Origin of the sequence: Herpetosiphon llansteffanensis, from assembly GCF_003205875.1 — a bacterium.
Taxonomy (GTDB): domain Bacteria; phylum Chloroflexota; class Chloroflexia; order Chloroflexales; family Herpetosiphonaceae; genus Herpetosiphon; species Herpetosiphon llansteffanensis.
The window spans coordinates 171,711-194,766 of sequence record NZ_PUBZ01000092.1 but is presented as its reverse complement, the minus strand read 5'-3'; the positions used below and the strand labels follow the sequence as shown (position 1 = coordinate 194,766).

The window sequence follows — 23,056 nt, the reverse complement described above, 5'->3', positions numbered from 1 at the left end:
GGTGGCCATTCTGCGCTGCATCATAACACACTCACGAGGCCGCTCGCTATTTGGCTTGTTGGCTCACCACCCATTCCACCGCTTCAATCACCAACTCTGGTTGATCAAGATGAATGTAATGGCCACTGTGTTCAGCAATCTGCTGCTGGCTGTTGCTCGAAAGTTGGGCCAACTCGCGCTGCAATTCATCCCAAACCTGTTCAAATTCCTCAGTCATTGCTGGCTCGGCCATACCACGGGTGAGCACAACCAACGGCAGGTCGTTGAGCATTCGCGGCGCTTGGGCCTGATTCAGATCCTGCTGCACTGCTTGCAACGCTGCTGCGAGCGATTCACAGGTGGCATTTTGGTAGTAACTGGCGCTAATCGAGGCTTGATTTGCTGCTGGCAGCTTGGCATAGGTCGCTTGCGATTGGTCAAATATCCCAAGGAGGCGAATAATGCCAAAGGGGGCAATCGCATCACAAACCTGCATTGCTTGACTCATCACGGTAAAGGGATCTTCGGCGAGTTTTGGCTGGCGTTGTTGCTGTTGCTCGTGCGATGAATCGACCAACACCAAACCAGCCACATCGGCAGGGTAGCGCTGGGTATAGTCGCGGATATACAAGCCGCCAGCAGAATGACCAACCAAGACATATGGCCCTGCAAGCTTGGCTTGGTTCAGCAGTTCGTGCAAAGTTTGGGCAATCGAGCCACTATCGGCCTTGCCTGCAACAGCCTCGCTCCAACCCATGCCAACCCGATCGTAGGCACAAACTCGATATTTCTCAGCTAAGGTTGGTTGCACCAAGCCCCAAACATCGGCGTTATCGCCTAAACCTGCTTCAAGCACGATGGTTGGGCTGCCACTGCCCACACAAACGAGGCGCATCGCATGGCCATTGACCATGATTTGCTGCTCGGCAGGCAAAAAGCGTTGGCGATCACGCTGGCTGGCCCAGCGTTGAAAAAACCAGCCCCCAATCAGCAAACCAACAAGCAAGAGGCCAATCCAGCGCATCCAGCGCCCAATCCGCCGTAACAGCGAACGTTTTGGTTGTGTATTCACAGGCTATTCCTTAAATCAAAAGATATAGCCTAACTATAGCCAAGCTAGCGCCAAACCACAGGGTTAATCAGGGTGAATGCGGCTCATCAATTAGATCGATAGTGCCATCGCACTTGGGGACGCGCAACATCAGCGCTAGTCACAAGGGTTCCGTTGCATAGCGCACAACCTCAAGCACTTGTGCAGGATCACAGCCATAGATGCCTGCCCCCCAGGCTGCGTTAAGTTCAACCACCGCCCAACCGCGTCCTGCAATTACGCCAACGTCGATTACCACAGCCTGCGGAAGTTCAATCAACTCATCGGCAAAAAGCCGCTGCAAAAATTGCTCAAGCTCAGCATATTCCTCGGCAGTGCATGCAAAATCAGCGTCATCTTGGGGCGCAGCATAGCGAGCATACAGCGAAGCAGTACGCAATTGACGATCAAGCACAAAGCAGCGAAATTCTTTTTCCCAAACCACCACTTCTGCCACCAACACTGGCAGATCAGCAGCTTCAGCTGGCAGTTCGGCGGGCGACAAATAAACTTTTGCAGGAAAGCGTTTATCGTTTGGCGGTTTTACAAAGGCTGGCAGCAGAGCCTGAGCTGCTTCCATGGTCGTTAATTGAATCTGGCGCTGGCGATATTCGATTGACAACTGCGGCAACCACCTATCTGGCGGTTCGGGGAGCTTCAGACCCAACGATTCTGCGATCGTGTGGGCAAATCCACCCTCTAGGTAGAGCACAACGGGAGCATTAATCGGCACTGGTGGCGGCTCTGTCCAATGAGTAAGCCGCTGAACATTCCAGCCACGTTGAATTGCAGCCCGCCACAAAGCCTGCGAATCTGGCGTATAGCGGGGCGAAAGCACAAGGGTTGGATGCTGTTGAACCGCGTCCATCGTTACAACCTCGGATAATCAAAAAGCCCCTCATCTGCTCTTGATGAGGGGCTGGAGTGGGTCGAACTAGCTACCTAATTCGTCGTCGTCGTCGCCGTCGTCGTTATCAACGTCATCGAGGCTCATCTCGTCGAGATCTTCTTCTTCTTCCTCGCCCATTTCGTCAACTTCATCGTCGTCATCACCATCGAAATCGTAGCGCAACGAGTAATCACGAACATACGGTCGGAAGGCGCTAATATCGCCGCTGAGCTTGCCAGGGAACGAAATCTTGGTGCGTTGTGAAGGGTGTTGGAAGGTTTCACGAATCACAATCCGCACTTGACCATTTTCGATGTGGGCAATTGCTGCAGCATATTTATTGCCGCCATCGATCAACTCGGCCAAGCGTTGAGCCAGTTTTGGCTCGATGCGCCCAATCAAAATACCATCGCTGGTGTAAACATTCAGCAAGCGGCCTTCATGGCGCAAATCGACACTTTCGCCGCTACCCAATTGGCTAACCAAACTTGGATTAGCAAGATTGGTCAGGGTTGTAATGCCAGTTTTGCCAGTTTCGCTCACAAACAAGCGCAAATCGACCAACTCGCGGCTGCGTTGGTTGGTTTTGCCTTCGCTGCTCAACAATGGAGTCAGCTTATCGATGTTACGGCGCGCAATGATATTGCTTGGAGCCAATTTCAAGGTTTTCTGATAGGTTTCGAGGGCCTCGCTATAGCGATTTACTTCTTGCAAAGCCTTGCCTAAACGATTATAGCTTTCGGGATCTTCGGCCATTTCAATTGCTTTGCGATTGAGTTCAATTGCCGATTCCCACTGATTGTTGGCAGCCTCACTAATCGCCTGATCAATTAAACGATTGCGAATACGCATCTTATCATCTTGCTTGGACACTGGTTCCTCCAGATTTTAATCACACAGAACGGATGCAGCTCGCGCCGCATCCGCTTTAAACTAATCCAAAAACAGCTAGTGCTTAAATGTCGAGTTTCAAGGCCGCAAGCAGGCCGAGAAAGCCAACAAAGTTGTTCATCGCGTGGGCTAAAACAGCGCTCCACAAGTTATTGGTGTAGTGGTAGACAATTGCTAAAATGACCCCGCCCAAGAAAATTGGAATCAACAAGGCAATATAGCCAGTCGTAACCCCAAAAACGTGTGGCAGGGCAAACATAACTGCGCTCAACACAACGCCCCAGGTTACACCAAGCTTTTGGCGCAAGGCCCGAAACGCGTAGCCACGAAAAAAGACTTCCTCTAAAAACGGCCCGATAATGACCACAAACAGGCCAAAGAGGCCAATTTGCAAGTTGCTTGCATCGCGAAATGGGCCAATCAATTGATCTTGCTGATCAGGATTGCTGCCCAACGCTGTGCCAATTAAGCCAGAGATAAAGTTGGTCACGAGAAAGCTGATACCAGCCACAAAACCAAGCCCCAAGGCAAGGCCAAGTTTTTTGCCATTGAGGCCAAACCATGCCAAGGGTAATTTGCGCAGCAGGTTGACCCGCAAGATGCTTGCCATGGTAAAGCCTAAGCCCAAGGTTGGCGCGTTCAGCAACATAAAGGTTGGGTCAGTCAGCAAACCTTGAATATCGTCAATGCTGCTGAAACCTTTGGCCAGCATATAGCCAACCATAATGATTACTTGCAAAATGACCGCAATCAGAAAGCCAATAATCAAATCGGGCAGTACCCAATAGGCCATTGGCGTGCTGCTTTGGCCTTCTTCGGTTACGAGCACATTCGGCACATTCGGCACATTCGGCACTTGATAGCCCTGATCAGCGGGATACCAACCAGCTTGCTGCATGGGCTGTTGCGGCAACGTTTGCGATGAAGCGCTTGGTGGTTGTGGTACGCCGCCCAAGGCCTTTAATACTGCGTCGTTCCGTTCGCGCTGTTGATCGTCGTTGCCGAAGCTCATACAGCACCTACTGCCAGCGCTTCGCCAACCAGATCGCCGCCCAGCCACCATGGTCGGGTTTCGGTCACATGAATGTTGACCACTTTGCCGTACCAATTGCCTTCAGCTTCGAAAAAGACCAATTTGTTGTTGCGATCGCGACCGCGCCATTTGCCTTTGGTAAATTCTTCGACCAAAACTTCAACGTCGTGACCCAAAAGCTCTTCGTTGCGCTCGGTAATAATTCGTTCTTGCAAACGCTCAAGCGCAATTCGGCGATATTGCTTTTCGCCATGTTCCACTGCCAAGGCTGGGTCAAGCTCCATCTCGCCAGCCTTGGTGCCAGGCCGCGAGGAATAGGCCGCAATATGCACTTTATCGAAACGCAGATTTTCGACCATTTCCAGCGTGCGCTCGAACATCTCGCGCGTTTCGCCAGGATGGCCAACAATAATATCGGTGCTCAACGAAACATTTGGCACAATCTCGCGAATCCGTTCGATCAATTTGGTATATTTGGCCACAGTATAGCCGCGCTTCATCACTTTGAGCAATTGATCATCGCCTGCCTGGATTGGCAAGTTAATGTCGGGCATGACCTTGGGCAAGCGAGCAATTGCGTGTAATAATTTTTCGCTCATAAAGGCCGGGTGCGAGGTCAAGAAGCGCAAACGCACCAAACCAGGGGTATCGTGAATATGTTCGAGCAAATCTGCAAGGTCGGGCCGCCCGGGCAAATCGTGGCCATACGAATCGACAATTTGGCCCAGCAAGGTAATTTCCTTGGCTCCACGAGCACAAATTCGGCGCACTTCATCGGCAATTTCGGCCATTGGGCGTGAGCGCTCTTTGCCACGGCGCAACGGAATCACACAATAGGCACACGACATATTGCAGCCATAATTGATTGGCACATGCACATTAACTGGCGGCACTTCCCAATCGGCGACTGGCAAGGCTGGTTCGTCAAGCTGGTAGATTGGGTTTGGCGCTAAGGCCAACACTTCGTCAACTGCCGATGGCGAGACAAAGTGATCAACCATTGGTAATTTTTTCTTGAAGATCGATTGATTATTTGGGCCGACCATACAGCCCCACAACACAATTTTGGTATCAGGCCGCTCGCGCTTGATGCGTTGAATATCGGTAATTTTGCCGATAATCTTTTCTTCAGCATTGGCGCGCACTGAGCACGAATTTAATACAATAAAATCGGCATCTTCGGCTTGCTCAGCAGGAGTATAGCCTACCCCTTGCAGCGCCGATTCGAGACGCTCTGAATCAGAGACGTTCATTTGACAGCCAACTGTCCATACAAAATAGCGATTTCGTTGCATAACCCTATAGCCTTTACGTCGTTAATAGCAAAAGTCGCAGCATTATAGCCTAGGAATCAGGCCATCGCAACCGTCGCAAGCGTGAGTTTAAGCCAATTAAGCCAAGTTTATAGCCAAAAAAGCCTTGCTTGTATTGTGCCACGTTTTTTGCAATCGGCCCAAAATGAGATATTAACGAATGCTCAGAATTCCAAGCCGATAACGCCCATCATCCTGCTTGCCTTCAATCGCCAACTGTAATGGCTGCACATAGCGATTGATTGCAGGTGCAACCACGCTCAATTCGTATTCGCCTGCTGGCAACGAAAATTGATCAAATTGTTGGCTATGCTGATAGGCTTGGGTTGGGAGCACAAGGCGCAAATCAAGGCTCGCTTCTGCTTGCCACACCACCGTCTGAGCCTGATCACGCAATTGCCATACTAGCGGCCAGCGCTCATAGATTGGCGCAACACCAGCGTTTTGCCACATGCTTTCGATGTGCAGTTGCTGATCGCTCACTGCGAGTTTGATGGTGCTTGGCGCATAACGATAACCAGCTAATTTGCCTGCCAGCCCAAAATACTGAAGATCAGCCTGCGTCCAATTGCTGGCTTGTTCAGGGCAATTCAGCGGATCGCGCCAAAAATCCCACGGACTTTCGCGATAGGGCTGAGCAAAATTGCCATTGCTCACATACGAAATATGATACGAAATGACTTGAGTTTGGGCCGCCAAAAACTGGCCACTATAATCGTGCTCTCCATATTCGCCAATCATTTCGCTAAAAATCGGCGCGTATTTCCAGCGCTCAGCCACCAACGGGCCAATCGCCATGCCATCAATCATGACATCACTTTGGATCAATTGATCGATATTTTGCATTTGCTCGGGCATGCCCAACGCATCGCGGGTGATGCTCCAATAGGGTTGTTTGGTCATCGCATAATAAAACACAGGATTATTGCTTAGCGGAATCGAAATGAGAAAATGCTGGCTGAGCCGACTGTGCCAGGCATCAACCAACCAACGGGCCGTGCTATCACTCGCCCACATTCCATGGCTTTTAGCAGCATTCCACGGCAAATAGCCCTCGCCATAGCGGCCATAACTGCGCATCTGTACGCCCAAAATCCGCTGATCGCCAGCAAATTCGGCCACAAATCCATCGAGCAAGGCTTCAAGTCGTGCCTGCACATACTGATGATTGTAATTTGGATACCAATCGCCCTCAAAGCTCGCGCCAAATTCTGCCTGTTGCAAATATTCAGGCATAAACGGACCGCTGCTGTTGGGGCCAGCACTCGCTCCTAAGCCAATCCAAACCCGCTGGCCTTGCTGCTCGGCGTTATCTAGCAATCGGTGGATTGGCTGCCAATCGTATTGATTTTCGCTTGGCTCAAGCGCCGCCCACGTCCAGCGATCGTAGCGCTCGCGATTCGAAATTAATGCTGCTGGACAAATCATGGTTTGGCCGCGCCATTGATACAGCCCGCGCCCAGGATTGGCCAGCTCTGCTTGCTCAATTGGGATAGTTTTTGGCGTGAATGTCTGCCAATCTGGGCTAGCTTGAGGCCGCAACCCATACCAAATCAGGCCCAATCCGATCACAACCACGAGTCCAACCAGCACTTTAACTGTTCGCATTGACCAATCCTCGCTAGCGATTACCCGAAGGCTCTAGGGTATAGGCTAGCGAGGATTAGTTAGGATGTCAAAAAATAGCGCAGAGCAATGAGGCTATAGGCTCTAGACTTTGGGCTATCGGAACGATAACCAAATCAATCTGTGGCTAAAAATACGTATTCGCGATCTTCGCGATTTTCGCGGTTTCGTCCTTCGTGGATTACATTTTTAACGCAGCGGCGCAGAGGAACCATGGCTTTGGGCTTTGGGCTTTGGGCTATAAAGAACATCATCATACAAATCTGTGCAATCTGTGGCGAAAAAAGGGATAAGGCTATAGGCGCTAGGCTATGGGCTATAAAGAACATCATCATACAAATCTGTGCAATCTGTGGTGAAAAATACGTATTCGCGATCTTCGCGATTTTCGCGGTTTCCGTGCTTTGTGATTGGGCTTTTAACGCAGCGGCGTAGCGGAACCATGGCTATCGGCTATAGGCTTTGGGCTATCGGAACGATAATCAAATCAATCTGTGCAATCTGTGGCTAAAAATAATTATTCGTAGAATTCGTGCAATTCGTGGCTAAAAAAACAGCCTTTGTGACTTTCGTGGATCAAAACGAATGGGGCTGGGACGGACGAACCGATCCCCAGCCCCTGAACCCCGACCGCTACTCGCTGACCACGCGCTTAGAAACTTGCCAAGCGTTCGCGCAAGGTTGTGGCGGCTAGCTCTTGGGCAGCCAAGGCTTCGCGCTCCTTTTGCACAACTTCGGGCTTGGCTTTGGCCACGAAGTTCTCGTTGCCAAGCTTCGTGCGGCGGCGCTCGACATCGGCCTCGACCCGTTCAAGCTCCTTGTTGAGCCGTTCGCGTTCGGCGGCCAAATCGACCATGCCCGCCAAAGGCAATACCACTTCGACTGGCGAAATAACCAAGGTTGTGGCTTGCTCTGGGCGCTCGCTCAGAGTTTCGCTGATGATTAATTTATCGGGAGCGATGCGCGCCAAACGGCTGATGATCGCAGCTTGTTCGGTGAGCATGGCGCTTGCAGAGCCAGCAGCAATCAAGGCTTCGATCCATTTGACTGCTTCCACGCCGGTTTCGGTACGCACGTTCCGCACGCCGCGAATGATATTTTGCACCAATTCCCAATCGCGTTCAGCTTGCTCGTTGAGCATTGCCGAATCGATCAACGGATATTCGGCGATAATCAAGGCGGCTGGAGTTGGCGTAGTTTGCTCGCTGTTGTTCAATTTTTGCCAAGCAGCCTCGCTGACAAACGGCATAAATGGGTGCAGCAAACGCAATGTACCTTCCAACACGCTATACAGCGTTTGGCGGGTGCGCAATTGCTGCTGCTCGTCGCCAGTATCAATTTGAATTTTGGCGGTTTCAATGTACCAATCGGCAAATTCATCCCAGAAGAAGGTTTGGATTTGGCGACCAGCTTCGCCCAAATTGAAACTATTCATCAAGCGCTCAACATCGCCAGCCAAGCGATTGAAGCGCGAGAGAATCCAGCGATCAGCCACGGTGTAGGCTTCAGCATTCAAGCTTGCGACGCTAATGTTGCTGTCAGCAGTGCGCGGCAAATCGCCCAATTTTGAAATTACAAAGCGGGTTGCATTCCAAATTTTGTTGGCGAACGAGCGCGCTGAATCCAAACGGGTTGGTTGCAAGGCAAAATCTTGGCCTGGTGTTGATGAGGTGGCGAAGGTAAAACGCAACGCATCAGTGCCATATTGATCGATCAAATCGAGCGGATCGACCTGATTGCCCAACGATTTCGACATTTTGCGGCCATGTTCATCGCGCACCAGCCCATGCAAATAGACCCATTCGAATGGCTCTTTGCCGGTGAGATATAGGCCCAACATCATCATGCGCGCGACCCAGAAAAACAGAATATCGTAGCCAGTTTCGAGCAGCGTGTTTGGGTAAAACTGCTTGAAATCAGGGTGTTCAACATCGGGCCAGCCCAAAATGCTGAACGGCCACAAGCCCGATGAGAACCACGTATCAAGCACGTCTTCGTCTTGGCGTAGGTCAACAACTTGACCATAATGGGTAGTGGCGGCAGCCATGGCATCGGTAGCATTCAACTCGACAAACATATGGTTATCGGGGCCGTACCAAACCGGAATCCGATGGCCCCACCAGAGTTGGCGGCTAATACACCAATCTTGAATGTTTTCCATCCAGTGGAAATAGATTTTGTTGAAGCGTTCGGGCACGATTTTGGTGCGGCCTTCGCGCACGGCGGCTATGGCAGGCTCGGCCAAGGGTTGAGTTTTAACAAACCACTGGGTGCTGATCAACGGCTCGACAATGGTATCGCAGCGCTCGCAACGGCCAATCTTCATCAAGTGGGGCTTGGTTTCGACCAAATTGCCAGTTTCGGTTAAATCGGCGACCAAGCGCTTCCGAGCCTCAAAACGGTCGAGGCCAGCATAAATGCCACCTTCAGCATTGATCGTTGCATCAAGATTCAGCATATTGAGAATTGGCAAGTTGTGACGTTGACCAACGATATAGTCATTTGGATCGTGGCCGGGCGTAATTTTGAGCGCTCCAGTGCCAAACTCGCGCTCGACATAGGTATCGGCGATAATCGGAATTTGGCGGCCCAAGGCTGGCAGCAGCACAAATTTGCCTACCAAATTGGCGTAGCGCTCATCGTCTGGATGCACCGCTACCGCCACGTCGGCGAGCAAGGTTTCTGGGCGCGTCGTGGCGATCGTAATCGATTGATCGCCTTCGCTGATGCGCCATTCAGTATCATTCAGATCAGTCGCAACTTTATAGCGAATATGCCACAAATTGCCTTGCTCTTGCTCATCGCGATAGACCACTTCGAGATCCGAGATTGCCGAGAGACAGCGTGGACACCAGTTGACCAAACGTGTACCGCGATAGATCAAGCCATCGTCGTATAAGCGTTTGAAAGCCACGACGACCGCTTGCGACAAACCTTCGTCAAGCGTAAAGCGTTCGCGCTGCCAATCGACCGACGAACCGAGGCGGCGTAGTTGACTGGTAATCGTTGAGTGCGAACGGCCTTTCCATTCCCAAACAGCATCGAGAAAATCCTCGCGGCCAAGGTCGTGGCGGGTTTTGCCAACCTTGGCAAGTTGCTTTTCAACCACGTTTTGGGTGGCGATGCCGGCATGGTCGGTGCCAGGAACCCACAACGTTGGTTGGCCGAGCATGCGATGCCAGCGGGTCAAAATATCCTCGATTGTATTGGTCAAGCCGTGGCCAGTGTGCAGCACCCCAGTCACGTTGGGCGGCGGAATCGCAATCACAAATGGATCTTTGCCATTGGCCGCAGTTGGCTTGAAATAGCCCGCCGCTTCCCACCATTTGTACAGATGCTCCTCGACTTTGGCGGCTTCGTAGGCTTGGCCAAGATCGGCCTCGGCCAAAGCCCGTTTTAAATGCTCATTTAACGTCATGGTTCCAACCTCAAACTAGAATTAATTAGGGCAGCGTAAGTTTACGCATTCTGGGCCACGAGCAATATGCTCGCTGAAAAATGTATTAACTGCATCGAGATTTGCATTATCGCGTAGCATCAAACGATATTCCCACGCGGTCATTGCCACTGTCGCATCCAAATTCATGCGCAAGCGGAAAATAGTATGATCATTGCGCTGGTAGAGCGTATTGAACGTTGCTTCTAATTGAATAAGCTCTGACGGCGTAATGAGTTGCGGATTATAAAAAATAATCACCCCGCCATGTTCTAGATTATGCACAAGTGCTTCATCCTGAACATCATAAAAATGATAGCCCCAATCAGCAGGATACGCTGCATGATAACCAGATGTTGGCGGCAAACTTTGATAATCGACACTTTCACTAACATGGTATGGCGGATCAACTGCCGGAATATATTCACCCAACCACATTTGATCAAATTCGGGCTTTGCTGCTTTAATTGGTGGCTGTTGATTGAATGTTGCCAAGCTAAATGCTGGCACAATTTCAACCCGAGCCACTTCTGTATCTTTCCAGATGCTGGTATAGACTAATGTTTTATTATTCCGATTTGTTTCTAAATCAGATTCACCAATAATGTCGATAAAATCGGAACCAGCACCAATAATGGTATCGTTTTTGTCATACAGCAACATTGATACAAATGTTGAAGTAATAATTTCTGTACTAGGAGTTGCAACAACATTATAGACAATATAGGTATCGCCTCGCGCCTCTAAATTATCAGGAAGATAATTAATGCCATTTGTGGTAACAACCTCGAGCTTTGGCTTTGGAATAGCTTGATCAAAGACAATTGGATAGCCCTTGCCTAAACTAATTTCGATACTTTTGGCACGAAATTTCATTCCAGTAAATACGCCATCGGTCACAACGATTTTTTGCTTGGGCAGCAGCAATTCAATTGTATTGGTATTTTTTAGCACTTTATTGGTTTGACTGGTCAGGGTCATGGTATAGGGAATGTTGTATAACGCTTGATCGCTGGGATTCTCAATTTCAAAATAGACCATTGCCTGATCGGTCATTGGCGTTTGACCAACGCCTGAACGCACGATATTCAGCGCAATGTCAACTTGCTGCGGCTCTGCAATGGCAGCAGTTTTGTCGCTTGTTTGCAATAACGGCCAGATTTGCAGGCCAAGCAATAGCAACAACCCAATGCCACATAAACTTGCTCCAAGCAGGATCAGCGTTTTGGGCAGCGAACGGGGCTGCTTAGGTGTGGCCGCCGTTGGTTGGCTCAAGCGCAGCGTTGGCAGATCCGCGTTGGCGGTATTTGGCCCAAGCTCGGTCGTTGACTGAGATGCATAAAGCGGCGTTGTTTTAATATCGCTTGCTGCTAGCTGCGTGGTAGGCTGAGCATCAGCCAGCGGGATTGTTTTTTTGCTATTGGCCTGCATGGCTTGCTCCGCACTGGACGCTAGTTGGGTTGTCGACTGAGCATCAGCCAGCGGGATTGTTTTTTTGGCGATTGACAGAATGCGCCGCTCTGGACTTGGCATTGGCTCGGCACGTGGGTTGCTGGCCAAGGGCGTAATTGGTGCAGCATCATCAATTGCGGCAATTCGGCGCAAACATTCGGCCTTTTGGGCAGCATCAGTCACGATGGTAGCTAAAATGCGCCAAGCCTCACGTTCTTGCGGATGTTGGCGAATAACCGTAGCTAGCAACTGTTTGGCGCGCTGATGATTGTTTTGATCTAAGGCTTGGGCAACTGCATGCTGCCAATTGGTTGCTTCCATCACATTCCCTCGTTGAAGATTGCCGCTAAAAACAAAAACCCCACGCCCAACAAGGACGAGAGGAAACTCGTGGTACCACCTTGATTATGTTGCCGTAGCAACATCACTCATGAGCGCGATAACGGGCGCACCCGAACCAACTTACTGAATTTCAGTTGATCGACTTCCAAGCCACGTTCAATTATTGCTCAACCGAGGGTGCTTTCAGCCGCCGACACCCAATCTCTGGCGGGAACCAATAATTTACTCATCTTGGTCAACGTCATTTGCGATTGCTCAAATAATAGCTATGCTTGCGACTTGTGTCAAGCGCTGGCTTTGCGACAATTTTGCGACAGGTTCGTGATACTCCGGTAACACTTGCGCCCTATGCTAAAGCTCATCACAAGGAGGCTTTATGCAACACTTAACTATTGCCACAATCAGCATCGCCAGTCGTCGCGCACTGCTGCATAGTTTAATTTCAGCCAATCCAGCCTATGAATTAGTTGCCGATATTACCCATGCTGAGGCGTTGCACTTGTTGCCGAACCTTCAGCCCGATGTAGTAATTATTGATGCAGCCATGTTGAATATTAATCCTTTGGCTGCGCTCAAAAGCTTAAATCAATGGCTAACCTGCCCTGCAAGCTTGGTTTTGGCCAATGGCTCACGCAACGAACATCAACTTTGGCTCGATCTTGGGGCGCAGGCGATTGCCCGCCTCGAACAGCCAGAAACGATTGTCCAAGCCTTGGCTGAACTAGCCCGCCAAAACCAGCTTCAAGCAGCGTAATTAACGAGGGATCGGGGATCGGTTGTTGGGGACTGGGAGTAAAGGCTATTGGCTCTATATAATGGTTCATTGGATTAACAACAAAGAGCATGCCCTCACCCCCAGCCCCTCGCCCACTGGACGCGGGCGAGGGGGAACCGACCTTATTTCACCAAGGAACTGAGGGAGAACCACGTGATTAAAGCCCCTCGCCCGCGTCACGGGAGAGGGGTTGGGGTGAGGGGATTAGTGCATACAGGCTAGCGGAAATTGGTTTGTACGCAAACACCTAGCGGTTTTTGCTAAAAGCCATAGCCTTACTTCCTCTGCGCCTCTGCGTTAAAGCCCGATCCCCATCACCCAACAACCGATCCCCAACTTCTATGTTCTTTGCTCTATGTTCTATGTTCTATTCTAAGGAATTTTCATGCTTGCAACATCTTCGGCTACTGCACCAGTCGCCTTAATGCGCGATGTTTCGCATACCGTCCAACTCGGCACAACCAACTTGACGATTTTGAACAATATTTCGTTGGAAATTGCTCGTGGCTCGTGGGTCGCATTAACTGGACCTTCAGGCTCGGGCAAATCGACCTTGCTTGGCATTTTGGCGGGCCTTGATACGCCTAGCCATGGCCATGTGCGCTTGAATGATGTCGATATTACCAAAATGGGCGAGCCACAATTGGCCCGTTTGCGCAATCAAACGATTGGCGTTGTGTTTCAAGCATTTAATTTGATTCCAACCATGACCGCCCAAGAGAATGTTGAAGCACCCTTGTTTGTGCATCGCAATCGCAGCGAAATTAGCCAGCGTGCCAAGGCAATGCTCGAATTGGTGGGCCTTGGCGATCGGCGCGATCATCGGCCTGCGCAGCTTTCTGGCGGCCAGCAACAACGGGTTGCAATTGCTCGCGCCTTGGTCACAACGCCACAGTTGCTGATTGCCGATGAGCCAACTGGCAACTTAGATAGCGCCACCAGCAAGCAAATTCTGGAACTATTTGCCGATTTACGCCGCCAATTGAATATTACGATTGTGATGGTGACGCACGATCCCGATGTGGCAGCCCGCGCTGATCGCCAACTGTACCTCGTCGATGGCCAGATTCGCCACGATAGCGCGAGGGCTGAGTAGATGGGATTGCGATTTGCGTTTAATTATGCTTGGCGCTCATTGCGTTTAGGTGGTCAGCGCACGCTCTTGGCAATTATCTGTATCGCTTTTGGCGTAATGTCGCTTGGCTCGATGCAAAGCTTATCCACGGCGATCGATCGCAGCTTTGTTGAAAATCGGGTCAGTGCTGGCGGCGATGCGGCGCTCGATTGGCCTGATGGCCCGATTGGCCCTGCGCAACAAGCCCAACTTGAGCAGCTGAAGCAAACTGGCGTGATTGGCGATTATGTGGTCTATTCGGCGATTCTGCCGAGTATGCTCAAGCCAGCTGGCGGCGATCATGTCATTTTTAGTGGCATGGGCTACGGGATCGATCCCCAACGCTATCCGTTATTGGGTGAGTTGCATGTCAGCGAGCCAGCCAACGCCAACATGACCGAGCTATTCAAGCAGCCCGACGCAGTTGTGCTGAGCGAGGTTTTGGCGAAGCAGCACGATTTGCAAATTGGCCAAGAGTTGGTGATGCTGCTTGAACAAGGGGCAATTCCCAAACGGCTCAAACTGGTCGGTTTGGTTGATCGGGTGCCGAATATGAACGCCGATAGTTTATTTTTCAGCCTTGAGACTGCGAATACCTTAGATGGCGAAGCTGCTTTGAATTCGGTGCGGGTGGTTTGGGGCCAGCAAGGTGCGCAAGTTGCCGCCTTGGAGCAAGCAGGCTGGTTGGTTTCAGTGGTCAGCAGCGAGCCATCAGAGACAGCTGGCTTTTTCAACATGACTTTGCGCGGTGCTGGTGTGTTGGGTTTGATTGTCAGCGGGATTGGGGTGGCAAACACGATGCAAGTTGTCTTGGCTCGTCGCCGCAACGAAATTGCCATCCTTAAAACCTTGGGCTACCGAGGCCCACAATTGCTGCTGTTGTTTGGCTTGGAAACTGCCTTGCTTGGCTTGATTGGCAGTATTTTTGGGGCGCTTGCCGCTGTGTTGATTGGCGATCAATTAACTGGTTTGTTTGAGCGCACCAGTGCCTTTATGTTGCCAAGTGTGGTTGATTGGCGCATTTTGGCGGGCGCGATGGGCTTGGGCATCGCGACAACCTTAATTTTTGGCATGGTGGCAATTGTTAAGGCCAATGCTGTGCGGCCTGGTTCGTTGTTACGCTCTGGCCCAATTGAGGTGAACCCAACCACTCGCCGCGCCATGATCGGTTTGTATGCTGGTTTGGGCGCGATGTTTGCCTTGGTTGCCAGCATCAGCATGGGCTCGTTTGGGGCGGGGATGATCTTGTTTGTTGGTGCGCTGATTAGCTTGGCCTTGCTCAATTGGCTATTTCAGGGCATTTTGTGGTTGGTTGCCAAAACGCCGTTGCCTGGCTATTGGTTGCGTTTGGCTAGCCGCAATATGCAGCGCAATGGCCAACGCGCAACGTTTGCAATTATCGCCTTGTCAATTGGCGTATTTACGATTGGCTTTTCAGCAACGGCCTTGCTAACAGTCAAAAAGCAGCTTGATCGACGGGCCGACCCCAACACTGATCCTACTCGGGCTTTGTGGGTGATTACTGCGCCGAGTGCTGAGCAGCAGGTGGCTGCAACCTTGCAGCAATTGCAACAACCAGCGCTTGAGCCAATTCGTATGCTCGATATTACGCTTGCCTTGCCCGATAGCGAAGATGGGCCGATTCAGGCTGCTGCGCGCAGTCGCGAGCAACTTGCTGATCTGCAATTGACTGAGGGCGAATGGCAAGCTGGCGCAGATGAAATGATGTTTGAAACGTGGTTTTTCAGCGATATTCCACTTGGTAGCGAATTTGCAGTTATTGGCTCAAATCAGAAGCTGCGTTTGGTTGGGCGCTATGATGCTACTGGCAGCCAAGCGTCGAGCCCGCTGGTGATCAGTCCGGCGGCGATGCAGCAACTGCCAGTCAAGCGCGGTAGTTCAATCTATATTCTGAATTTGCCGATTAATCAATTGAGCGCGGTAACCAATACGGTTAATCAAGCCCTGCCCCAAGCCTTTGTCTATAACGAAATTGACCTGTATAACGCCACTCAAATGCTGTATAAATCGTTGGGCATGTTTGCAATCGCGGTGGCCAGTTTGGCATTTGTGGCAGGCGTGGTGCTGATTGCGAATGCGGTTGGTTTGGCCTTGTTTGAGCGTCGCCGCGAGATGGGCATTTTCAAGGCGGTTGGTTATAGCACCAGCCACTTACTGCGCAGCATCAGCATGGAATATAGTTTGATTGGCTTGATTGCTGGCAGCTTTGGGATGCTGGCGGTGTGGATCGCCATAACCGTGCTCAACACGCTCCAGCCAAAAGCCAAAATGGGGCTTGATTTCTTGCCGGGCTTGCTGATTTTTGGTTGTTCGATTGGCCTGGCCTTGCTGACCGCGTTGGTCGTTGCTTGGCGACCTGCGCATTTGCGCCCGTTGCATGTGCTGCGTGAGGAATAGGTTGGCTTTTATGCTACACTGGCAATTGTGCAGCATACACGTGATTATCCACAACTGAATGACGATTTGATCGAACGCCCACGCCTTCAATCCCAATTGGAGGCGTGTTGGACATGCCGTTTAACTGTGGTGGTAGCGGCGGCGGGCTATGGCAAAACCACCGCGCTAGCCCAGTGGATGCAGCAAACGCTTGGTGGCGATTGTTTGTGGTCTGGCTTGAATAGCCCAACCGAAGCCGAGCAACTTCAGCGGGTGCTGATTAATCTGACCAAAAGTCGCTTTCCGCTGATTAAGCCAATCAACAGTTTGGCCGATTTATTTGATTGTTGGGCCACCTTGGCTCCGCGCCGCATTGCTTTGGTGCTTGATGATTGCCACTATTTGCAAGCCAGCGCTTGGCCTATATTGCAAGAAGTGTTGCGTTTTGCGCCAACCAATGTGCATCTGATTGTCAGTAGCCGTCAATTGCCGCAGCTTGATTGGGCTAGTTTGGCGGCGCGCGGCCAATATCGCCAACTCAACGCCGCTGATTTGCGGTTTAGCGCTGCTGAAATTGCGCAACTGTTGCCAAGCCAACATCCTAGCCAACGTGAGGCTGCTTGGCAGGCGACCAATGGCTGGCCGGCTGGTTTGCGCTTGTGGCGAGCGTTGCCAAATAGTTATCAAGGCACGATTGGCGCTTTTTTAGCGCATGATGTTTTAGCGCAATTGCCCGCTGCTGTGCGCCGAACTGCCCAATTTGCCGCCCAGTTGCCATTTTTCAATCAAGCAGTGCTAACGGCGATGGCCGCGCCTGATCCTGCGAGCATCTGGCAATACAACCTGTTTGTTGTGCCCGACCATGCTGATTGGTGGCGCTTTGAGCCATTCTGGCTCGAGGTTGTACGCCAAGAGCCGTTGGCCGAAGTCGAGCAATTGCTAACCGAAGCAGCAACTTGGTTTGATCAGCAGGGGCATTATGAGGCGGCGCTTGATCTCTGGTGCCGCTTGGGCCAATGGTCAAAGGTGGTCGAGCGGCTCAAACAGGCTGGATTGGCCTTGCTAGCGCAGCAGCAACCAGTCTTGCAATGGTTGCAACAATTGCCAGCCAACGAGCGCCAAAGTGGCGAATTGCTGCATGTGCATGGCTTGGCTTTGCGCGAACACGACCCAGTGTTGGCAGCCCAAACCTTGGCTTTGGCTGCTCAAGCCTATCGAGCTGAGCAACGCTATGCAGAGGCGTTTCAGGTGGTTGGCGAACAATGCTTAATCTATTTTTGGCAGGGCGACGAGCAAGCGCTATTCGCCGCTGCCCGTGAAAGTTTTAGCCTCAAAAGTTTTGTTTGGTATCGCCAACGCCGCGATTTATTGAAATTTCCCTTGTTGCTGTTTCAGATCAAGCGCGGGCGCTATCTCAAAGCCTTGGCAACAGCTCAAAGTTTGGCTCACAGCGAATTGCCCTTCTTTTGGCGGTGGGTGGCGGCTTGTGTTGTCGGCGGCTTGTATACCATTTTGACCTTGCCGAATGAAGGTATTCAATGGCTCGAAGCCTGGTTGCAACACCCGCAAGTGCAGGCTGAGCCAGCCATGCGCATGAGTTTGTTGGATCTGTTGGCAACCTGCTTGATGAGCCGCTCGACTCCTGAAGATCGGCTCGTCGCCCAAGATTTGGCTGATCAAGCTAGTCTGCTGAGCGAGCGCTATGGTGTGCGTTTGACCCGTTTACAAACGCGGGGAACCAAGCTTGGGCTGGCCTTGCTAGAAGCTGATCGGCCAACGACTGAGCGCTTGATTCAGCAATTATTACAGCCAAGCGATGAGCCATTGCCCTCAATTATGCGCCATCGTTTGTTGGCCTTGCGAGCGTTTGCTTGGGCCAGTTTGGGCGAAATTAAATTAGCTCAGCACGATGCAACCAGCAGTGAGCGCGGCCTGATTCGCGATGATGCGTTGTATGGCGCTGATCCACGCATGTGGTTGATGTTGGCCCAAGCATGGTTTTGCTGTGGCGAATATCGTCGTGCGTTGGCGGCCTTGGAGCAGGCCAAGCCCATGATTGAAGCTGCTCAATCGCCAATTTTGCGCTTGCGTGCTGGCCTCGTGCAGCTGGCCAGCCGCTGGCAATTGCAGCCAAGCCCGCAGTTAATTGGCGAAGCCACCACGATTTGGCGCGATTATTTGAGCGATGGCGACCGCCATATGAATGCCACGCCTTTAATGTTGACGACGTTGTTGGTTGAATTAGGCTTGCGCACGGGGATTGCGGCCCAGCGGATTGCCCAATTTTTAGCCGAGCGTGATCGCCCAGCGCTCGAAGCAATTTGCTGGAAATTATATGCAGAGCTGCCCTCGCAACAAAGCGCGATGTTGCAACTTTTGGGCTTGTATGGTTCAGCAGCAAGCATTGAACGCTTGTTGGATGTGGTCAAACAAGCTTCGACCCAACAGCGTAAAATCGCGCAACAAAGCTTGGCCAGCATTCGCCAACGCCCAGGCTATGCGCTCAAGATTCAGCTTTTTGGCAGTTTGCAGCTGTGGCGTGGCCCAGAGTTGGTTGATGCCAATGAGTGGGCACGCGAAAAGTCACGTCAATTATTGGCTTTGTTGCTGCTGCAACGCCCACGAATTATTAGCCGCGAAGCCGTGATCGAGCAGCTTTGGCCTGAGCTTGCGCCTCAAGCAGCAGATGGTGCATTACGCGTAACCCTCAACGCTTTGCTCCACGTGCTGGAGCCTGAACGCAGCGGCGGCGCTAATTCGGCCTTTGTGCTGAGTGAAGCCGCTGGCTTGCGCCTCAATCCGCAAGCCACGATTATCACCGATTATGCCCAATTTCAGAGCTTGCTGCAAACCGCCGCCCAGCATCGCCAGCAAGGAGCCATGCCCGCCGCCCTGCACGCCTATCAAACGGCCTTGGCGATCTATCAGGACGATTTGCTGAGCGATCTTGCATATGCAGAATGGGTGCTCGATTGGCGCGAGCAAGCTTTAACCCAATTTGTTACTGCAACCAGCGAATACCTAGAATTATTGCTGGCGTATGGCCCAATCGCCGAGGCCATCCCCTACGCCGAACGTTTATTGAGCTACGATCCGTATCACGAGCCAACCTACCAACGCTTAATCGACATCTACCTCATGTTGGGCAATGTTAGCGCTGCTGAGCGCATCCGCAAACGCCTCGAACGTATTTCTCTATAACATTTCACTTCAAGCAAACCTAATTTAATATTTTTTAATGATGAGTGATAGCCGATATATCGCTCTTATATCGGTTTAACTATCGTTGGCCAGATAGTTTGGGCCATGGCGTTGTGGTGTAATAGCCCTGTCAACAACGAGGTGCGCACCCAACGCTGACAAACACTGATACATAGAGCTTAGCCCACTAGGAGCACCACCCAATGGCAGATGTAAAAAACTTGATCGATGCTGAAGTGACCGCCGACGAAACCGAATTGTTTGCCGATGAATTGGAAGAGCATGTAACCAACGTCGCTGCTGCCTGTATCTCATCACTGGGTTCAATCAGCACCTCCGGCTCGCTCTGTACCGTCAGCACCTTCTGCACCGCCGCCGCCGAAGTTCAATAGTTTTGAATCGCCAACTCTAGCTTGTGAGGATTGCCACTATGTCAGATGTAAAAAACTTGATCGATGCCGAAGTGACCGCTGACGAAACCGAATTGTTTGCCGATGAGCTGGAAGAGCATGTAACCAACGTTGCCGCTGCTTGTATCTCATCGCTGGGTTCAATCAGCACCTCCGGCTCGCTCTGTACCGTCAGCACCTTCTGCACCGCCGCCGCCGAAGTTCAATAATTTTGAATCGCCAACTCTAGCTTGTGAGGATTGCCACTATGTCAGATGTAAAAAACTTGATCGATGCCGAAGTGACCGCTGACGAAACCGAATTGTTTGCCGATGAACTGGAAGAGCATGTAACCAACGTCGCTGCTGCTTGTATCTCATCACTGGGTTCAATCAGCACCTCAGGCTCGCTCTGTACCGTCAGCACCTTCTGTACCGCCGCCGCCGAAGTTCAATAGTTCTGAATCGCCAACTCTAGTTTGTGAGGATTGCCGCTATGTCAGATGTAAAAAACTTGATCGATGCCGAAGTGACCGCTGACGAAACCGAATTGTTTGCCGATGAACTGGAAGAGCATGTAACCAACGTCGCCGCTGCTTGTATCTCATCGCTGGGTTCAATCAGCACCTCAGGCTCGCTCTGTACCGTCAGCACCTTCTGTACCGCCGCCGCCGAAATTCAATAAGCCTGGCTCTCTTAGCTACATTGTGAGGATTACACCCATGGCAGATGTAAAAAACTTGATCGATGCCGAAGTGACCGCTGACGAAACCGAATTGTTTGCCGATGAACTGGAAGAGCATGTAACCAACGTCGCCGCTGCTTGTATCTCATCGCTGGGTTCAATCAGCACCTCAGGCTCGCTCTGTACCGTCAGCACCTTCTGTACCGCCGCCGCCGAAATTCAATAAGCCTGGCTCTCTTAGCTACATTGTGAGGATTACACCCATGGCAGATGTAAAAAACTTGATCGATGCCGAAGTGACCGCCGACGAAACCGAATTGTTTGCTGATGAATTGGAAGAGCATGTAACCAACGTCGCTGCTGCTTGTATCTCATCGCTGGGTTCAATCAGCACCTCAGGCTCGCTCTGTACCGTCAGCACCTTCTGCACGGCGGCAGCTGAAGTTCAATAGTGTGGTGTAAGGGAGCCAGGCAGCAGAAATCTGCTTCTGCTGCTTGCACCTTCCCTAATTCAATGGTGGAAGTATGACTATTCAGCACAGGCTCCGGCTACCGCAAGGGTCTGGGGCCTTGACTGATTAAATGGAGTATGACGATGGATGGATTTTTGCCCGCGAATGCTTCGACCTCAAACGCAGCGCTCTTTGAACAACTTGCCGACCTGGGCGTGAGCTTCAACCACAACGCGGCGACGCAACGCCCAGCAAGCTGGTTGTGGATCAGCGGCAACCAGGCTGAGGACGTTGATCGCCTACGCTCGTTCGTCGCCACAACTCCATTGCCGGTGGTCGTGCTTCAGCCATTTGCTCGCAGCTTGCGGATTGGGCCACTATTTGGCGCTGATGATTATTGCTGTGTTGATTGTTTTCAACGCTATACCGCTCTTTTTCCAACTCCTGCGCCCAGCGATTATCTGCTGGCGCTGCCTGCTTGGCAAACCGCCGCTCGTTGGCTCAATAGCCAGTTGCAGCAGCTCGCCGCCCGCATTTTGCTGATTCGGGCTGATGGCAGCAGCCAATTAGGCCGCTTGCCCCGCGACCCGCTGTGCTTGCGCTGCTCATCGTTTCGCAGCTATCCCATTGATTCGCTACAGCAGCTTCATCAAGCATCTGCTTAACGGAGTGTACTCATGGCAAAGACATTTTTATCAATTGATGACATTTTGACCAGGGTTGCGCCGTTGGTGAATCCGCGTACTGGCATCTTGGGTTCTGCGACCGAACTGCCGCGCACGCCTGGCAATCCAGCGATTCCCGTTTTTAACACCAATGTGCATTGCGCCGAGCTTGCCATGAGCGAGCCACCAGCTGGTACTGGCGTGTTTTTGGAACGTGAATGGGCCAAGGCGAAATCATATTGTGAAGCCCTCGAACGCTATTGCAATGTCAAGCATGCCCATCAACGCTTCGAGGTGGCAACCCGTCAAGAGCTTGGCATCGAGGCCGTTGATTTAGAATTGTTTCCGCGCTGCTCCGATGCTGAATATCGCAACCCCGCCAATCCTACAACTCCGCCGAGCAACCGCGAACGGATGCGCTGGGTCGAAGGCTACTCGCTGATTTCGGGCCAGCCGATGTATGTGCCAGCGATTGCGGTCTATGTTGGCATGCAGCCAGAATATGCTGGCGAAACCTTTACAACCTCGATTTCGACTGGCACGGCACTCGCCGCCAGCTACGAACAAGCAATTGTCACCGGCATTGGCGAGGCGATTGAACGCGATGCCCTGAGTATTGCCTGGTGGCAAAAATTGGCCTTGCCCCAAGTTGATTTGAGTGACGTGCAAGACCCAGCCTTCCAAGAACGCTTGAGTCGGGTGCAAGCTGCAAATATTCAGAGCTATTTTTTTGATGCAACTACCGATCTTGGTGTTGCAACGATGTATGCGGTGCAAGTTGCGCCTCATGGTCGCTTGCGCACAATGGTGATGTCGGCCACGCGCACCAATCCGGCTGCCTTGCCCAGCAAAGTGCTCGACGAATCGGCAGCCTCGCGGATTGGCATCGAGCATTCGTTGAGCCAACCATTGCCCTTCAACCCTAAAGATTATCGCAGCTTCATTCGCTTGAGCGATGGCGCTGCCTACTATGCAGATGCAGCAACCGCGCCCGCCTTTGATTTCTTATTTGAACAAACCAGCTGGCGCAGCCTCAGCCAGCTGCCACGGCTCGATCATCCTGATCCGGCGGTTGAAGCCAAACGCCTGATCGATATTTTTCGGCGAGCTGGGCTAGAGCTGATTGTGGTCGATTTGACTTTGCCAGCTTTGCGCGAAGTTGGTTTGTACACGATCAAAGTGATTGCGCCGCAACTGATGCCCTTCAGTTGTAACTATAATGCGCGCTTTTTGGCAACGCCACGGTTGTATAGCGTGCCAGAGCGCATGGGCTACCCAGTTTTGGCCGAAGCCGATTTGAACCACTGGCCTCAGCCATTTGCCTAGTT

At 51.6% G+C, this 23,056-nt stretch carries 20 protein-coding genes and 1 other annotated feature; of the genes, 12 read left to right on the top strand and 8 right to left on the bottom strand.

Annotated elements, in window-relative coordinates:
- Positions 1-46: 46 nt before the first annotated feature.
- From C5S61_RS12355 to C5S61_RS12315, 8 genes are all read right to left on the bottom strand, one after another.
- Positions 47-1,051 (bottom strand): alpha/beta fold hydrolase, encoded by a 1,005-nt coding sequence (locus C5S61_RS12355; protein ID WP_110515356.1) that lies wholly within the window; start codon positions 1,049-1,051, stop codon positions 47-49.
- A 139-nt stretch (positions 1,052-1,190) separates the two neighbouring features.
- Complete coding sequence (locus C5S61_RS12350) at positions 1,191-1,937, bottom strand: ATP-grasp domain-containing protein (protein WP_110515355.1); 747 nt, start codon at positions 1,935-1,937, stop codon at positions 1,191-1,193.
- A 66-nt stretch (positions 1,938-2,003) separates the two neighbouring features.
- Complete coding sequence (locus C5S61_RS12345) at positions 2,004-2,831, bottom strand: tetratricopeptide repeat protein (RefSeq protein WP_205701390.1); 828 nt, start codon at positions 2,829-2,831, stop codon at positions 2,004-2,006.
- An 82-nt stretch (positions 2,832-2,913) separates the two neighbouring features.
- Positions 2,914-3,861, bottom strand: a complete 948-nt coding sequence (locus tag C5S61_RS12340) for a CPBP family intramembrane glutamic endopeptidase (protein ID WP_164689404.1) — start codon at positions 3,859-3,861, stop codon at positions 2,914-2,916.
- Positions 3,858-5,177 carry a tRNA (N6-isopentenyl adenosine(37)-C2)-methylthiotransferase MiaB gene (gene miaB, locus C5S61_RS12335; protein WP_110515352.1) on the bottom strand — a complete coding sequence of 440 codons (1,320 nt, stop codon included), beginning with the start codon at positions 5,175-5,177 and terminating at the stop codon, positions 3,858-3,860. The genes C5S61_RS12340 and miaB overlap by 4 nt, the downstream gene beginning before the upstream one ends.
- Positions 5,178-5,348: 171 nt before the next feature.
- Positions 5,349-6,803: a DUF4832 domain-containing protein gene (locus C5S61_RS12330; protein WP_110515351.1), complete on the bottom strand. Its 1,455-nt coding sequence runs from the start codon at positions 6,801-6,803 to the stop codon at positions 5,349-5,351.
- Between the two features lie 670 nt (positions 6,804-7,473).
- Positions 7,474-10,239, bottom strand: a complete 2,766-nt coding sequence (locus C5S61_RS12320) for a valine--tRNA ligase (protein WP_110515349.1) — start codon at positions 10,237-10,239, stop codon at positions 7,474-7,476.
- A 21-nt stretch (positions 10,240-10,260) separates the two neighbouring features.
- A complete protein-coding gene (locus C5S61_RS12315) occupies positions 10,261-12,030 on the bottom strand; it encodes a DUF3105 domain-containing protein (RefSeq protein WP_110515348.1) in 1,770 nt (589 codons plus the stop codon).
- A gap of 48 nt (positions 12,031-12,078) precedes the next feature.
- Positions 12,079-12,299 (bottom strand) — a binding site (T-box leader).
- A 128-nt stretch (positions 12,300-12,427) separates the two neighbouring features.
- Here C5S61_RS12315 and C5S61_RS12310 point away from each other — a divergent pair.
- The 12 genes from C5S61_RS12310 (at position 12,428) to C5S61_RS12255 (ending at position 23,054) form a co-directional block, all read left to right on the top strand.
- A complete protein-coding gene (locus C5S61_RS12310; protein WP_110515347.1) occupies positions 12,428-12,805 on the top strand; it encodes a helix-turn-helix domain-containing protein in 378 nt (125 codons plus the stop codon).
- Positions 12,806-13,211: 406 nt separating this feature from the next.
- Positions 13,212-13,922, top strand: coding sequence for an ABC transporter ATP-binding protein (locus C5S61_RS12305; protein WP_110515346.1), 711 nt, complete (start codon positions 13,212-13,214; stop codon positions 13,920-13,922).
- Positions 13,923-16,358 carry an ABC transporter permease gene (locus tag C5S61_RS12300; RefSeq protein WP_110515345.1) on the top strand — a complete coding sequence of 812 codons (2,436 nt, stop codon included), beginning with the start codon at positions 13,923-13,925 and terminating at the stop codon, positions 16,356-16,358.
- A 27-nt stretch (positions 16,359-16,385) separates the two neighbouring features.
- Positions 16,386-19,538, top strand: coding sequence for an AfsR/SARP family transcriptional regulator (locus C5S61_RS12295; RefSeq protein WP_110515344.1), 3,153 nt, complete (start codon positions 16,386-16,388; stop codon positions 19,536-19,538).
- A 203-nt stretch (positions 19,539-19,741) separates the two neighbouring features.
- Complete coding sequence (locus tag C5S61_RS12290) at positions 19,742-19,930, top strand: thiocillin family RiPP (RefSeq protein ID WP_054532982.1); 189 nt, start codon at positions 19,742-19,744, stop codon at positions 19,928-19,930.
- 38 nt (positions 19,931-19,968) lie between these two features.
- Positions 19,969-20,157 carry a thiocillin family RiPP gene (locus C5S61_RS12285; RefSeq protein ID WP_110515343.1) on the top strand — a complete coding sequence of 63 codons (189 nt, stop codon included), beginning with the start codon at positions 19,969-19,971 and terminating at the stop codon, positions 20,155-20,157.
- Positions 20,158-20,195: 38 nt separating this feature from the next.
- The gene (locus C5S61_RS12280; RefSeq protein WP_110515343.1) at positions 20,196-20,384 is read left to right on the top strand and encodes a thiocillin family RiPP; all 189 of its coding nucleotides are present in this window, start codon (positions 20,196-20,198) and stop codon (positions 20,382-20,384) included.
- A gap of 38 nt (positions 20,385-20,422) precedes the next feature.
- Positions 20,423-20,611, top strand: a complete 189-nt coding sequence (locus tag C5S61_RS12275) for a thiocillin family RiPP (protein WP_110515342.1) — start codon at positions 20,423-20,425, stop codon at positions 20,609-20,611.
- A gap of 37 nt (positions 20,612-20,648) precedes the next feature.
- Positions 20,649-20,837 carry a thiocillin family RiPP gene (locus C5S61_RS12270; RefSeq protein WP_110515341.1) on the top strand — a complete coding sequence of 63 codons (189 nt, stop codon included), beginning with the start codon at positions 20,649-20,651 and terminating at the stop codon, positions 20,835-20,837.
- 37 nt (positions 20,838-20,874) lie between these two features.
- On the top strand, positions 20,875-21,063 hold the full coding sequence (locus tag C5S61_RS12265; RefSeq protein WP_054532982.1) for a thiocillin family RiPP: 189 nt from the start codon (positions 20,875-20,877) through the stop codon (positions 21,061-21,063).
- Between the two features lie 143 nt (positions 21,064-21,206).
- Positions 21,207-21,728, top strand: coding sequence for a hypothetical protein (locus tag C5S61_RS12260; protein ID WP_110515340.1), 522 nt, complete (start codon positions 21,207-21,209; stop codon positions 21,726-21,728).
- 12 nt (positions 21,729-21,740) lie between these two features.
- Positions 21,741-23,054, top strand: coding sequence for a YcaO-like family protein (locus tag C5S61_RS12255; RefSeq protein ID WP_110515339.1), 1,314 nt, complete (start codon positions 21,741-21,743; stop codon positions 23,052-23,054).
- Positions 23,055-23,056: the final 2 nt, after the last annotated feature.

Excerpts from the sequence above, each read along its gene's own strand:
- C5S61_RS12350 (WP_110515355.1), bottom strand. The coding sequence starts at position 1,937 with ATGGACGCGGTTCAACAGCATCCAACCCTTGTGCTTTCGCCCCGCTAT.
- C5S61_RS12340 (WP_164689404.1), bottom strand. The coding sequence starts at position 3,861 with ATGAGCTTCGGCAACGACGATCAACAGCGCGAACGGAACGACGCAGTA.
- miaB (WP_110515352.1), bottom strand. The coding sequence starts at position 5,177 with ATGCAACGAAATCGCTATTTTGTATGGACAGTTGGCTGTCAAATGAAC.
- C5S61_RS12330 (WP_110515351.1), bottom strand. The coding sequence starts at position 6,803 with ATGCGAACAGTTAAAGTGCTGGTTGGACTCGTGGTTGTGATCGGATTG.
- C5S61_RS12320 (WP_110515349.1), bottom strand. The coding sequence starts at position 10,239 with ATGACGTTAAATGAGCATTTAAAACGGGCTTTGGCCGAGGCCGATCTT.
- C5S61_RS12315 (WP_110515348.1), bottom strand. The coding sequence starts at position 12,030 with ATGGAAGCAACCAATTGGCAGCATGCAGTTGCCCAAGCCTTAGATCAA.
- C5S61_RS12310 (WP_110515347.1), top strand. The coding sequence starts at position 12,428 with ATGCAACACTTAACTATTGCCACAATCAGCATCGCCAGTCGTCGCGCA.
- C5S61_RS12305 (WP_110515346.1), top strand. The coding sequence starts at position 13,212 with ATGCTTGCAACATCTTCGGCTACTGCACCAGTCGCCTTAATGCGCGAT.
- C5S61_RS12300 (WP_110515345.1), top strand. The coding sequence starts at position 13,923 with ATGGGATTGCGATTTGCGTTTAATTATGCTTGGCGCTCATTGCGTTTA.
- C5S61_RS12290 (WP_054532982.1), top strand. The coding sequence starts at position 19,742 with ATGGCAGATGTAAAAAACTTGATCGATGCTGAAGTGACCGCCGACGAA.
- C5S61_RS12285 (WP_110515343.1), top strand. The coding sequence starts at position 19,969 with ATGTCAGATGTAAAAAACTTGATCGATGCCGAAGTGACCGCTGACGAA.
- C5S61_RS12280 (WP_110515343.1), top strand. The coding sequence starts at position 20,196 with ATGTCAGATGTAAAAAACTTGATCGATGCCGAAGTGACCGCTGACGAA.
- C5S61_RS12275 (WP_110515342.1), top strand. The coding sequence starts at position 20,423 with ATGTCAGATGTAAAAAACTTGATCGATGCCGAAGTGACCGCTGACGAA.
- C5S61_RS12270 (WP_110515341.1), top strand. The coding sequence starts at position 20,649 with ATGGCAGATGTAAAAAACTTGATCGATGCCGAAGTGACCGCTGACGAA.
- C5S61_RS12265 (WP_054532982.1), top strand. The coding sequence starts at position 20,875 with ATGGCAGATGTAAAAAACTTGATCGATGCCGAAGTGACCGCCGACGAA.
- C5S61_RS12260 (WP_110515340.1), top strand. The coding sequence starts at position 21,207 with ATGGATGGATTTTTGCCCGCGAATGCTTCGACCTCAAACGCAGCGCTC.
- C5S61_RS12255 (WP_110515339.1), top strand. The coding sequence starts at position 21,741 with ATGGCAAAGACATTTTTATCAATTGATGACATTTTGACCAGGGTTGCG.